The 13644-nt window shown below is 55.7% G+C and carries 11 protein-coding genes; 6 read left to right on the top strand and 5 right to left on the bottom strand.

The features are described 5' to 3' along the window. Positions 1 to 513: 513 nt before the first annotated feature. The 3 genes from ACR0IP_RS19810 to ACR0IP_RS19800 are packed head-to-tail and all read right to left on the bottom strand — an operon-like array spanning position 514 to position 3190. Positions 514 to 1299 carry a hypothetical protein gene (locus ACR0IP_RS19810; protein ID WP_480527466.1) on the bottom strand — a complete coding sequence of 262 codons (786 nt, stop codon included), beginning with the start codon at positions 1297 to 1299 and terminating at the stop codon, positions 514 to 516. A 47-nt stretch (positions 1300 to 1346) separates the two neighbouring features. Further along, positions 1347 to 3020, bottom strand: coding sequence for a sulfatase-like hydrolase/transferase (locus ACR0IP_RS19805; RefSeq protein ID WP_170386664.1), 1674 nt, complete (start codon positions 3018 to 3020; stop codon positions 1347 to 1349). Between the two features lie 14 nt (positions 3021 to 3034). Next, positions 3035 to 3190, bottom strand: a complete 156-nt coding sequence (locus tag ACR0IP_RS19800) for a hypothetical protein (RefSeq protein ID WP_170380012.1) — start codon at positions 3188 to 3190, stop codon at positions 3035 to 3037. A 106-nt stretch (positions 3191 to 3296) separates the two neighbouring features. Between ACR0IP_RS19800 and ACR0IP_RS19795 the strand changes: the two genes are divergently transcribed. Then, positions 3297 to 4253: a helix-turn-helix domain-containing protein gene (locus ACR0IP_RS19795; RefSeq protein WP_170768940.1), complete on the top strand. Its 957-nt coding sequence runs from the start codon at positions 3297 to 3299 to the stop codon at positions 4251 to 4253. Positions 4254 to 4710: 457 nt separating this feature from the next. On the opposite strand, the gene ACR0IP_RS19790 is transcribed toward ACR0IP_RS19795, so the two are convergent. Together ACR0IP_RS19790 and ACR0IP_RS19785 are read right to left on the bottom strand one after the other, a co-directional pair. Next, a complete protein-coding gene (locus ACR0IP_RS19790; RefSeq protein WP_480527463.1) occupies positions 4711 to 6345 on the bottom strand; it encodes a GMC family oxidoreductase in 1635 nt (544 codons plus the stop codon). Positions 6346 to 6355: 10 nt separating this feature from the next. Then, positions 6356 to 7384 carry a LacI family DNA-binding transcriptional regulator gene (locus tag ACR0IP_RS19785; RefSeq protein ID WP_170556655.1) on the bottom strand — a complete coding sequence of 343 codons (1029 nt, stop codon included), beginning with the start codon at positions 7382 to 7384 and terminating at the stop codon, positions 6356 to 6358. Between the two features lie 238 nt (positions 7385 to 7622). On the opposite strand from ACR0IP_RS19785, the gene ACR0IP_RS19780 reads away from it, so the two are divergent. The 5 genes from ACR0IP_RS19780 to ACR0IP_RS19760 all read left to right on the top strand — a co-directional run. Beyond that, positions 7623 to 9089, top strand: a complete 1467-nt coding sequence (locus ACR0IP_RS19780; protein WP_480527461.1) for an aldehyde dehydrogenase family protein — start codon at positions 7623 to 7625, stop codon at positions 9087 to 9089. A gap of 54 nt (positions 9090 to 9143) precedes the next feature. After that, positions 9144 to 10118 (top strand): ABC transporter substrate-binding protein, encoded by a 975-nt coding sequence (locus tag ACR0IP_RS19775; RefSeq protein WP_170556656.1) that lies wholly within the window; start codon positions 9144 to 9146, stop codon positions 10116 to 10118. A 67-nt stretch (positions 10119 to 10185) separates the two neighbouring features. Beyond that, positions 10186 to 11721 (top strand): sugar ABC transporter ATP-binding protein, encoded by a 1536-nt coding sequence (locus ACR0IP_RS19770; RefSeq protein WP_480527460.1) that lies wholly within the window; start codon positions 10186 to 10188, stop codon positions 11719 to 11721. Next, positions 11706 to 12683: an ABC transporter permease gene (locus ACR0IP_RS19765; protein WP_170556657.1), complete on the top strand. Its 978-nt coding sequence runs from the start codon at positions 11706 to 11708 to the stop codon at positions 12681 to 12683. The genes ACR0IP_RS19770 and ACR0IP_RS19765 overlap by 16 nt, the downstream gene beginning before the upstream one ends. Before the next feature lie 3 nt (positions 12684 to 12686). Then, positions 12687 to 13644 (top strand): ABC transporter permease (locus ACR0IP_RS19760; RefSeq protein WP_480527458.1); only part of this gene is annotated, 958 nt, incomplete at its 3' end.

Raw genomic sequence — 13644 nt, 5'->3', positions numbered from 1 at the left:
GTGCTGCTACAGCAAATCAATGCTGCGTCAGCAATTGCCGCAATCGCACAAGTCCGGTTTGTCCGCAGAGCGGTCATTGCTGCACTGCGCACCGAATGACTGCTTCGAGTCCACTTTGACCGATGCTGCTCGACGCCCCAATGACAGCAATGCGCAGAAAGCGGACTTTGCAAAGTCTTGGGTACAGATCGTAATAGAAGTCTATTTTCTCAGAACTCTGGGCCTAAGCATCGCTGGCTGGGGATTAGAAGCGCGAACGACGGATTCAGTTTCAAGGTTCAAATCCATCTTAGCGGATCGTCCAGAGACTGTTGATCTTCCCCGAGTTCAGAGCGAAGTAGACAGATAGAATGATGCGGCGTGACGCCAATTTATTTCCTACCGACCCGAAGCGGGCAGGGATTGGCTCAAGGCAGTTCCAGGAAGGGTCAAGATAGACGCAGAAAACAAATGGCTGAACAGAGTTCTGGACTGTGACATAGATGATCTTCGCCGAGGTTGGGTGTGGGTGAACTAGTAGTTGAAACGCAAACCTAAGCCGGCACCTTTATCGTAGGGGCGGTCGGAACCTATACCGATGAGGAAATCAGCATAAATTGCGATGCCAGGACTGAGGTTCTTGCCAATCTGGAACTCAGCGGTCGCTGGCCAAGCATCATTCTCCCAGTCATATGGTGCTTTGATATCAGCCTTGGCCCAGTACCCATCGCCAAACGGTTGTAGCGCAATCAACCGCATCGCGGTTTGGTTTATGTCCGTCGGGCCATTGTATGAAGCAAAATGCTGGAGCAGTGGGATCAGCGTCAGCCCTGATTTTGTGTTTGCAAAGGCGAACCCGCCAAAAGGCGCAATTTGATCGGACCCGGTTCCGATCCCTTTTTCCGGGTCGCCAAAGTCCAGTATCCACTCCAGGCCAATGGCCGACTTGATGGCCCACGTTTCGTTGAGCGGTCTCTGAGAAGGGAAATAGATCGCTTTGAGGCTCAATTTCTCAAAGTCAGTGAACCGAGTTCCAGTCACATCCGTTGAGTTGTAGTGCAACTCATATTTCAGTTTCAGATCAGGCCGCAGCATGTATGCGCCATCTATAAAGGCGTCCTGCTTTTCAGCACCGTTGCCCAAATCAAAATACTGATACCGGATGTCCGTGTTATTGACTGCGGCCAAAGGGTTTGAAGCGTTTTCATCGGCGATTGCTGGGGCCGCAACAATGCCAGTCGCCAATGCAAGGACAAGCGCTTGGATTTTCATATTGTTTCCAGAATTTTTGTTGTGGATGCCAAGCCCCACATCAAGCATATCATTATCTGATGCGGGGCTTGCATTACTCTTATCAGCTTCACCTTTTAGTCGGGCTGAATGTCCCGCTTGGCGACAAAGGCATCCACCGCTGCGACGGTTTCAGGACGAAGGTTCACGATACCTTCATAGGGACGTCCAGTCGCGGCCGGTTGATCGGGGTACATTTCCTTGAATTTCAGGTGGCGGGCAATAATGCGGTTAAACTCATGTCCAGCCCATGCTCCGATCTCGGTCGATACGCTCTGTTCTTCGCGGGGGTCGCGGAACAGGTTGTAGAACTTGGCCACGATAGCATTTTCACCTTTGGCCGGAACTTTGAGTTTGATGTGTTCCTTTACCACCTCTTTCAGCGAATTGATCGAGTAGATCAGTACATGATCCCTGCGCCCATGCGTATCGCCAATAAACATCAGGGACGTCTGATCGACACCGTCAATGATCCGGTCGCGGGGGATGGCATCCATCGCTCCGCCGATACGCGCAATTGAAGTGAACAAATCAGAGATATGAATAATGTCAGATACAATCGAGTCTCCCTCGATCAAGCCGGGCAGGCGGGCAAACGCGTCCACCCGAACGCCTCCTTCAGACGTATCGGCCTTGCCGCCGCGGAAGACCAGCGGCGAAAACCCACTGCCGGGGGCATATTTGGTGAAGTGACCGTTGTCGCCCATCAAAACGATCAGGGTATTGTCCCTGAGCCCCAGCGCATCGACTTCGTTCAGAATGACCCCTATCCATTCATCCAGCTCTTCCATGCTTTCAACGAATGTACCGCCGTTGGGTGTCGTGAACGCCTCTCTCGTCGTGCGCGTTGTCGACAGAGGGACAAGCGGCCAGTATTGCAGGAAGAACGGTTCATCCCGTTCTGCTAGCAGGCGCAACTGTTCCATCGCCTGTGCCTGATAGCGGATGTTCATTTCATTATATTTGTCCTGGGTCCATTTCTCACCCGGTTCCATATGGACTTCGCGGACCTCCCCGCCAATAACAGCTTCAAGGCCGGTAATCATGTGTCCCGGATCAGGGCGAAACCAATCATCCAGCGTGTATTTGGAGTTGTAGTTGTCTTCCCCTATGGCCATGGTGATTTCTTCCTTGGCTGCATCTTCGTTGAAGATGGCCAACTGGCCCTGCTGATGGATGGGGAACGCGGCGTAGTCAAAGCCCTGATAAGTAGGCCAGGATTCCTGAATGTCGCCCATGTGCCATTTGCCAACATGCGAGGTGTTGTAGCCTACGGATTTCAGAACTTCGGCAATTGTGACTTCTTCATCGGCAAGGCCAAAACCTGAAATATCGACGGCGGTATCGCCCATCCCATTGCGATACGGCTGGCGACCCGTCATGAAGGCGACCCGCGACGGTGTGCAGGACGGCTCGGTATACATGCGCGCAAACCGCATGCTTTCCTCTGCGAGCGCGTTGATATTGGGCGTCGAATACCCGCGTATCGCGTTCATCTCGGGCATACCCATGTCGCCAAAACCCATATCGTCAATAAGGATGTAGAAGATGTTTGGAGGGTTCCCTCCGTTTTTCTCACGAAAATCGGCCAGCAGTTGGTCAACCTGTGCGTCGTTCTCGACCCAAACGGCTTCGTTTTGCTGCTTCAGCACATAGTATTCCGCATCATGCACGATATTGCTGTCCTGAGCTGCCGCCGTGATAGCGGAGCCGGCAAAGACCAGCGCGGAGAGGAACAGTTTTGATTTCATGAGATACCCCTGTTTCATGATTTACTTGTTTTCAGACCTTCAAGGATCAGATGATGGCAAAAGGTTGAAAGGGAGAGTTCGCTGTCTTCAGCCTGGGAGCGCAACAACTCTTTTTCGCTTTTGGTTAGCAGCGTTACGACGCGTTCGGTGCGCGCAGTATCGTCAGGCAACGATGGGCGTCCGAATCTCTTCCCTCTCGATTTGTCTGCTTTGTCTTGCAATTGTCCACGCCTACATATTCGAATAACATTTCATGAAAACTACCTGCGGGGCGGAATGGACGACATCAAAAAACGATCAGCCCCCAAAAAAACCTGCGCCCCAAACACACTTTTTTTGCAGGACCCTTCGCAATTCCGCAAGCTGTCCCAATGGGATGTCGAGCTACGCCAAATTGAAGAGGGAACTATGAACTCTTCGGTATCCGTTTGGGCAGGTCTTGACCTTCAAATGATTGATTTGTCGTTTGATAAGGCTGTGTACCAAACCGGTGTTTCTCGCCCTGACATTCTAGCGTTTGGCTTACCAGACAAAGGGAGTGTACGGACTTGGCTTAACGGCTCACCCTCAGACACCGCTCTGATGAATTTTGGTAGCGGAGACCCTTTTGAAGGCGTGAGCAATTCAACGCTCACAGGCCTGACCTTTGGCATCGACATCCGAAGGGCTCAACGGATCGCCGACGATTGCGGTCTTGATATCAGCACCGTGCGAAATGACGCTATAAGATCTTTCGTTAGCGACGCTGGCAAGCTTCATTCCTTAGTCAAAAACAAAGCGCGCTTTCTAATTGGATCAGCGGCCGGACCAAGCTCTGATAGTGAAGAGAGTGATATGATCTTAGAGCTTCTGGAAATGCTGGTGGTAGGCGAAAAATGGAGTGATCGGCGAAACAGTAAAAATAGAACCCGTTTAGCACAACAAGCCGTTGAGTTCATGCGGGCCCATTTGATGGATAACGTGTCAATCGGTGAAGTATGTGCAGATATTCAGGTATCCGCATGCACTCTTCGTCGCGCGTTTCAGGAAACATATGGGGTGAGCCCCAAGCAGTTTTATCTAAGAGCCCGTCTCGGTGCTGTGCGCCATGAACTGGTATCCTGCTCGCCAGAGGAGAGTATATCGGACATCGCAAACGCTTACGGATTTTGGCACATGGGTCAGTTCGCGCGAGACTACAGAGCACTCTTTGGACAACTGCCGACACAAACGTTGTCAGGCAAAATGAACTGAAACAGAGCTTGGCAACAGTCTTTGGCGCAAAGTTTGTGTTAAGCAATTGTAGTTGCGGAGCCACTGTCAGAGTTCAGTGGCTAGCGACGCTGAGACCTTGGCAGTACGCGGCCTAACTTGTCCGCAACACGAGAATTGCAAAGTCGCATTTTGAAGGTCCGCTTTGGGCTGCCTGTGGTCATCCACCCTCAACAGGTGAGTGACAGTATTGTCCGCAAGGCGGACGTTAGCTTTTTTCAACGCTCGGTCTGCTATCTGTCACTTAGCGGACATGCCCAGCAACAGTGCCATCGTCGCCATCAACCAGAACCGGGTTTGTGAACCCGAACTTTCGGATCAACGCTGCGATCTGGTCGATCTGATTCTTAGAATGCGTCCGGGTGCTGCTTTTTTCATTGAGCCAGAGACTTGAACACAAGCTTAGCTTCAAGCGTTTGCCTTTAAATTCAAATGGGCTCTAAGATAATTTCTCGCGGGCTGATCCGATGCCAAGGATCAGGTCGGCGCATCGCTCGCCCAACATCATGGCAGGTGCGTTTGTGTTGCCTGCGTTTATATCGGGCACGGCGGACATGTCGCACACCCGCAAGCTCTCGATCCCGCGTACGCGCATCCTGGCGTCCAGAACGGCCGTTTCGTCGCCGTCCCGGCCCATTTTGGCTGTGCCGGCAGGGTGATAGTTGGTTTTTACGAACCTCTTGCAATGTGCTCGTAGCGTCTCGTCGTCGTCCGCTATCGGAATGACGATTTCGCGGATTCTTTGTGCAAGCGGGCCCGACGTGAATGCCTGGCGAAAGAACCGCTGCCCCCGGATCATCTCCTGCATGTCGTCTTCATGCTTCAGAAGGTTGGGCGAAACCACCGGCATCGCGTGAGGATCGCCCGAGCGAAGCCGAACCTCTCCGCGTGATTTTGGTTTGACTACGACGGTCGTAATGGTCAGGCCAAAGTCATCTTGAACTTCGTCCAGCGCGTCGCGATCCAGATAGACGATGGGGACGCAAAAAGCCTGAATTGTCGGCTCTCCGTCAGGGTTCGACGGATTGACAAAGGCGCCGGCTTCGACCCCGGCCGAAGTCACCGGGCCGTTCCCGAACAGTTTGAACTGGATGCCGTTTCGCAGCATCCGCCAGCCTTCACCTTGTTTGAAATATCCGTATGGACCGTTGGCAAAGGCGGTGATTGGAACTTCGGGGTGGTCGATCAAGTTCTGGCCGACCCCAGGCATTGAGCAGACCACGGGAATATTGTGTTCGGCAAGATGTGCATCCGGTCCGATACCCGACAGCATTAGGATTTTCGGCGTGACCAGAGCGCCCGCCGCAAGGACAACCTCACCATCACACCGAACGATGTGGGATCCGCGTTTGTCGCGATACTGCACCCCGACTGCCCTGTCGTTTTCGATGATGACTTTGCTGACCTTTGCGCCAAGCCGGATGGTCAAGTTTGGGTTTGTCTCAAGTGGGGCGAGGAAAGCATAGGCTGACGAGCTACGTTTTCCGGCACGATTGGTGAATTGATAGAACCCGACACCGCGCTGCGTTGCGCCGTTGAAGTCCGTGTTGAATGGTTCGCCAAGGGCCTGCACCGACTGAACGAACCAACGTGACATGTCGTCGATATGCCCCGGGTCCGAGACTTGCACCGGACCGTCGCTGCCATGCAGGTCATTGTGAAGCCTGTTGTTGTCTTCCATCCTGCGGAAATAGGGCAGCACATCGTCCCATCCCCAGCCGACTCCGTCGTTGGTCTGTCGTAGCAGGTCGTTCCACGCGTCATAGTCAGAAGGGCGGCCGCGCATATAGACCTGCGCATTCACTGACGACCCGCCGCCCAGTACGTTGGCCTGCGGAATGTCATGCACGCGGCCGTCCAGGTGGTCTTGCGGTTCGGTCCGGTGGTAGGTCATGAACTTGGACCCGTTGATCATCTTGAAAATACCCGGTGGCATGTCCAGCAACGGATGGCGATGCGAATGCCCGGCCTCCAGCACCAGAACCCTGCACTTGCCTTGGTTGACCAGTCGCGCTGCAGCAGCGGCACCGGCAGAGCCGCCGCCGATGACGATGTGATCGAAGGTTTCCGTCATGATTTCACCTTCAGATCCGGCTTTTGGGTTCGCTGATCGAGTCTCGCTCGACCAGTTCGCATTCAAGCTTGACGAGTGGGTGCCTCTGACCATCCGTCGGTCCGTGGAATAGCTGTTCCACGACCCAGCGTCCCATTGCGCGGGTGGGAAGGATCATTGAGGTCAGGGGCGGCGACAGGTGTCGCGCGGTTTCATCGTCGTCAAATCCGATGACCGAGATGTCCTCGGGAATGGACAGGCCAAGTTCCTTGAGCGCCTCATAGCAGCCGATTGCCATGCGGTCATTCTGACAAAAAATTGCGGTTGGCGGAGAGGGCAGATCCATCAATTCACGCGTGGCAGCATATCCGGCGCTAGGCAGCCAATTGCCTTCTATGACCAAGTCCTCGTCAAATGGAATGTCGGCGGAAGCCAAAGCGTTTCTATACCCTGTCGTTCGTCCTGCGGCGCATTCCATGAACGGCTCGCCGGTGATGGTGGCGATTCGTTTGTGCCCGGCCTTGATCAGGGCGTTGGTCGCCGTATGTCCAGCAGCGACTTCGCCGGGAATCACCGCAGGCAAGGAGAGGTCGTCGCAAAAGCAGTTCAGCAGTAGAACCGGGGTTGCCGTCTGCCTTAGGAGTTCCGGAACGACCACCCGCCGGGTGAAAACGGTCGCGTAAATAATGCCTGCAACCTGTTGGTCGAGGAAAAACTTAAGCGTTCTTGGTTCGACTTCGGGGTCGTTTTGGGTTTCTGCCAGCAATACAAGATTTCCGGTGTCCCGAACGGCCTGTTTCACGCCGTTGAACGCGTTTACCATTTCGGGGCTCGACGCTAGATCGTCCACAACAAAAGCGATGGTGCCGTCTAGTGCCGAGGGTCGACGCGCGCTGTCCTGGGGTTTCCTAAGTTGAGAGGGCATGGCGTATCCAAGCGTGTTGGCGGCATCTAGGACTCGTTGTTTTGTGTCCTCGGAGATTTTGACGGAATCATTGTTGTTTAGAACCAGCGACACCGTCGTTTGCGAGCATCCGGCGACGCGGGCAATGTCGTGCATCGTTACGCGCTGCCGGCCCGCGACTCGTCCCACTCCCCTGTGCTGCCCGGCATTTTTCGCTTGATCGTTCATCTTTCAACCTTTTTGTGCGCGTTCTTTTTATCGATTAAGCGGGCAGCGCGCAACTAATATTAGCAACAACAAGTTAATATTAGTGTTGACGAACTAATACTATTAGTGCTTTGATCAGCGGTGCGGTCGCCATTGTGGTCTGGCCGGGAACGTGCGGGAGGCGAAATTGCGGTCTGTAGTGGGGGAGTTGGGTCAAATCGTACGTCACTCGATGTTCATCGATGGCCGCTTTACCGACTTCGATGCGGCCGAGGTTTGCGTCGAAAACCCTGCTAATGAAGAGATCGTAGCGCGAGTTCTAGATGGCGCCGCCGCTCATGCGGATGCGGCCGTCGAGGCGGCCCATCGGGCTTTTGGCCCTTGGTCCTCGCGCCCGGCAATCGAGCGAGCGCGGCTGGTCCTGAAGCTCGCCGAGGCCATCAGGGTGGACGCCGGTCGTTTGGCTGCCCTGATCACAGCCGAGCAAGGCAAGCCGATCTCGCAAGCCCGCGGTGAAGTGGATGCCGCCGTTACCTTTCTTTGCCATGCGGCTGAAGAGGCCCGGCGGATTTCAGGTGACATAGTGGCATCGGACAACAAGTCTGAGGAAATCCAGATCCGGCGTCATCCTTATGGCGTTGTTGTAGCGTTGACGGCCTGGAACTATCCATTGGCATTGGCCGCCAGGAAAATCGGGCCTGCGCTGGTCGCAGGCAACACCATTGTTCTGTTGGGGCACGAAATCACGCCGCTTTCCGGTCTTGCTATCGCCGAGCTCGCTGACAGAGTTGGGTTTCCGCCCGGTGTGCTGAATGTTCTGACAGGCAAGGGGCCGGTGGTAGGGAAGCGGTTGGTCGAACACCCCGATACGTCACTAATAACGATGACCGGCAGCACACGCGCCGGGAAAGAGATTTTTCGCGCCGCGGCCGACCGGATCAAGGTTGTCCGGCTCGAGCTTGGCGGTAAGGCGCCATTCATCGTGATGGAGGATGCGGATATTGACGCCGCCGTTTCGGCTGCCATTGCAGCCCGGTTTGCCAATTGCGGCCAGATTTGCACCTGTAACGAGCGTATGTATCTGCATCGCGGGATTGCGGATCAGTTTCTTGAAAAATTCGTGTCTGCCGCCCGTGCTTTGTCGATCGGGAATCCGATGGAAGACTGCGATCTGGGTCCCAAAGTCAGCAAAGCCGAAGTGACCAAGGTCGCCGAGGTTATCCAGCGCAGCATCGCCGAAGGTGCAGCGGTTCATCTTGCAGGCGGGACCCTGACCGACGGCGCTCACCACAAGGGGCACTGGATGTCACCGACGGTTCTTGAGGTCTCAGACAACGGCAATGCCGCGATGCAAGAGGAGGTTTTTGGCCCTGTGGCGACAGCAATGCGAGTCGAGGATTTTGATCAAGCGATAGACTTTGCGAATGACACATCATTCGGACTGTCTGCATATCTCTTTACGGCGTCACACCGGCGATTGATGGAGGCCCCGAACCGTTTGAAGTTCGGCGAACTGTACCTGAACCGTTCCAACGGCGAGGCGGTGCAGGGATTTCACACCGGTTGGGGATTGTCCGGGGTTGGGGGCGAAGACGGCGCTTATGGTTTCGACGGCTATCTGAGGAAACAGACGACTTACATGAATTGGGCATGACCTAAAACTCGCGGTCAAAACGGAGGCGACCGCACCAATGGAGGAGGAATAATCATGAAACGCAGAACTCTTTTGATCTCGACGGTTGTCGCGGGTGCACTCCTGGGCACTGCGGTGATCGCACAGGATCTACCACCGCTTGAACAGAAGGATCGCTACAAGGTCGGCTTTGCGCAGATGGAGTCAAACAACCCGTGGCGCATTGCCGAGACTAAATCCTTCCATGACACGGCCGAGGCTTGCGGCTGGGACCTTATCGCGACGGATGCAGCCGGATCTGCGGCCAAGCAGGTTGCGGATGTGGACAGCATGATCGCCCAAGGCATCGACGTTCTGTTCCTCCCCCCGAGGGAAGAAAAGCCACTGATTCCGGCTGTTATGAAAGCACGTGCCGCCGGAATTCCTACTTTTCTGGTGGACCGCTCGGTTGATCCGGCCGTCGCCAAGCCAGGCGAGCATTTCGTAGCGTTCCTTGGGTCGGATTTTATTGATCAGGGCAATCGGGCCGCACAATGGCTGATGGAGAATTTTGACGGCGACAAGGGTGTCATCGTCCAATTGGAAGGCACGACTGGTTCATCACCTGCAAATGACCGCAAAAAGGGTTTCGACGACGCGATTGCAGCGGATGACCGCTTTGAGATCGTGGCTTCTCAGACTGGTGACTTTGCGCGCGACTTGGGTCGTCAGGTGATGGAGACCCTGTTGCAGGCGCATCCCGACGTGAACGTTGTCTACGCCCACAATGACGAAATGGCGATCGGCGCGATCCAGGCTCTGGAACTGGCCGGCCGCAAGCCTGGTGAGGACGTGACTATAGTTTCGATCGACGGGACACGCGATGCGCTTCAGGCTATCATCGATGGCAAGATGGGCGTCACAGTAGAAAGCTCGCCCTTCTTCGGTCCTCTGGCTTGTGAAGTCATGAAGAAATACGCAGCAGGCGAGACGATCCCGGAATGGGTGAAAGTCGAAGATCGGATCTTTACCAAGGATAATGCGGCCGATCACATCGACGAAGCCTATTGATTCTCCCTGGTGGGTGGTGCTGGCCTGCGGTCGGCGCCGCCTGCAAGCAATCGGAGGAAGACATCTCATGAATGCGCTCGTCTCGATGTCGGGAATTGAAAAGTCCTTTGCCGGTGTACCGGCACTGAGCCAGGCCAGTCTGGAGATCGCACCTGGCGAGGTTCATGCGCTGATTGGCCAGAACGGTGCCGGCAAATCGACGATGATCAAAGTTCTGACCGGAGTTTACGATCGGGATGCCGGGGACGTCCATTTGGCGCGTGGGCCTAGCCGCATTTCCACCCCGCGGGAAGCGCAGGAATCTGGAATTGCCACGATCTATCAAGAGCTCAACCTGGTGCCGCTGCGGTCAGTGACCGAGAACATCATCATGGGTTACGAGCCCAAGCGCCTCGGCTTTCTGGTTGACTGGCGCGAGGGCAACAGGCGCGCACGCGAGGTTCTTGGGCGTTTTGGCATAGATATCGACGTGACCGAGCCACTGGGAAACTTCTCGACAGCGATCCAGCAGCTGGTTGCGATCGCGCGGGCCGTTTCGCTGGACGCAAAGCTGGTCATCATGGACGAACCCACATCGTCGCTGGATGCCAGTGAGGTAGAGGTTTTGTTCGGTGTGGTGCGCGAGTTGAAAAAACAGGGCGTGTCCGTTCTCTATGTCTCGCATTTCCTCGATGAGCTGTTCCAGATCTGCGATCGGGTCACAACGATGCGAGACGGCCGCACCGTCAGCACGCGCAACGTCCAGGACACGACCAAACTGGAAATGATCGCGGACATGCTTGGCCGCAACAAGGACGAGATCGCGGCAGACGGGCTCACCGACTTTGCAGGTGCCAAGGCCAAGAAAGGAGATATCGTTTTGCGGGCTGACTCTGTTTCGACAGGCCCGCGACTGACGCATTTCGACCTCACGCTCCACCGCGGAGAGATCGTTGGGCTGGGCGGGTTGCTGGGCTCTGGTCGGACCGAGGCGGCGCGCGCCTTGTTCGGAGTGGACGGTGCCCGCAGCGGCGCGATCGAGTTGCACGGCGCGGTCGGGCAACCGTCGGGACCGGGTGACGCGATCGCAACCGGGGTTGGTTTTCTAACCGAAGATCGCAAGGCCGAAGGGATCATTCCTGACATGTCCGTGCGCGAGAATATGACGCTAGCCCTGCTGCCGAAACTTGCCAGTCGTGGTCAAATCGACTTTGACCGCGAGCGCGAGATCGTTCATGCCTTCATCGACGATCTGGGCATCAAGGCGGCGCATATGGACCAACCCATTCGTGAGTTGTCCGGCGGCAACCAGCAAAAGGTGCTTCTTGCCCGTTGGCTGGCGACACAGCCCGACATCCTGATACTCGACGAGCCGACCCGAGGCGTGGATGTCGGCGCCAAACGAGAGATCCAATCGTTCATTCGGTCTTATGTCGAGAAGGGGTTTGGCGTTGTCCTCATCAGTTCGGAATTCGAAGAATTGGTGGAAGGCGCCGACCGCATCGTGGTCATGCACGAGGGGCGCTCGGTCAAGGAACTGACCAACCCCGGGATTACCGAGAACATACTGGTGGGCGCGCTTGCGCATCATGAAGAAGGAATTGGTTCATGGACCGCGCAATGAAGTTGCCGCAACGGGTCGCGTCGATGCCCTTCCGCTTTCACGGCGGTATCGCCGCGTTGGTCGCCCTGCTGGTGTTCAACGCGTTTTTCACTCCCAATTTCCTGCAACTGCAGACCCTGTTTGTGAATATCAGCCAGGTTGCCACGATCGCCATCGTGGCCATCGGCATGACGCTGGTAATCGCCACGGGTGGCATCGATCTGTCGGTTGGTGCGGTCATGGCACTGGCGGGGGCGCTGGCCCCGCTGATCTTTCTGTCGGATCTGGGCGCCGCCAATCCGATGCTGGGCGTCACTTTGGCCATTGTCCTGCCGCTGTTCGTCGCGGGGTTATGCGGAGTGTTCAACGGCGTAATGGTTGCCATATTGAACGTGCAGCCCATTGTGGCAACGCTCATTCTCTTCATCTCTGGTCGCGGTATTGCCCAGGTTTTGACGAATGGGAACCTGCAGACATTTTCAAACCCGTCATTCAGTTATCTTGGAACCGGCAAGGTGCTTGGCTTGCCGTTCCAGGGTTGGCTGGCGCTGGCCATTGCCTGTGTTCTGTACTGGGTGATCACTAGAACCACATGGGGCCGCTACTTACTGGCGATTGGTGGCAATGAACGCGCTGCCTATCTGTCGGGTGGTCCCGTACGAAGGGTCAAGATCGGGGCCTATGTCGTCTGCGCGGTGCTTGCGGGGCTGGCCGGTCTGATTGTGGTTGCGATCAACTCGGCCTCGGACGCCGCGCGCAACGGCAATCTGATGGAGCTTGATGCCATCGCAGCCGCGGTTGTTGGCGGAGCTCTTTTGCAAGGCGGGCGGGCGCCGATCTTTGGTGCCATACTGGGTGCTGTCATCATCCAATTGGTCAAATATACACTATTGGCTAACGGGGTAGAAGACGAAGTCGCACTAATCGCCAAAGCCGCCATCATTATCCTGGCCGTTTGGGTCCAACAGTTCCGGAGGGCTTGATTGATGTTGGATGAAACGGCTTTTGACCTGCGAAAGTACCTTCGGCGCAATTCGGCTTCGGTGACGGTGTGGCTCGCACTGCTGGCTTTGATCCTGTTCGGGTTGATGCGCTATGAAAACTTTGGCAGCGCCTACAATTTCTCGTCTTTCCTGAATTACAACGCGATGTTCATCGCGATTGCACTGGGCATGTGTTTCGTGATCATGACCGGCGGGATTGATCTGTCGGTAGGATCCGTTGCGGCCTTTACGTCGGTTGTTGCGGCCTATCTCAGCCCATACGGGATTCAGGTTGCGTTGCCGGGGGCCGTTCTTGCCGGGGTTGGTTTCGGGGCGATCAACGCCTTTTGCATAATCATCCTTCGAATCCCGCCCTTCATCGCCACACTGGCGACCATGTTGGCCGCCAAAGGCGGGGCATTGGTGATTTCGGACGCCCAGACAATTTCGGTCGATTGGGGGTCGAACTTCACCAAACTTGGCATGGGGCAGGCGTTCGGCCTGTTTCCATGGGCTATCGTTATCGTCGCCGGACTGACGCTGACACTTTGGCTAGTGTTGGAAAGAACAACTATCGGGCGGACTGTCTTGGCGATCGGTGGCAGCGAGGATGCCTCGAACCTAATGGGACTGAAGGTCAATCGCGCCAAGGCTTTCGTCTACCTGCTGTCAGGTGGCTGTGCGGGGCTGGCCGGCGTCTTTCTGGCCTCGGGCTTCGGAGCCGGACAACCCCTTGAGGGCATCGGCTGGGAATTGTCGGCCATCGCGTCCGTCGTGGTGGGCGGCACTTTGTTGACGGGTGGGATGGGTTCGATCCCTGCGACGGTGGCAGGTGCGTTGTTGCTGGGGCTGGTCTTCAACGTTCTAAATTTTGAAAACGGTCAGGGCACCATCAGTTTCAGTGCCTATTGGCAGATGGTCATACGTGGAGGCTTTCTATTTGCGGTCATCCTTTTACAGT

The sequence above is a fragment of the Ruegeria sp. AL11 genome (assembly GCF_056540865.1).
Note: the sequence above shows the minus strand (reverse complement) of the source record. Positions and strands in the feature narration are given on the sequence as shown.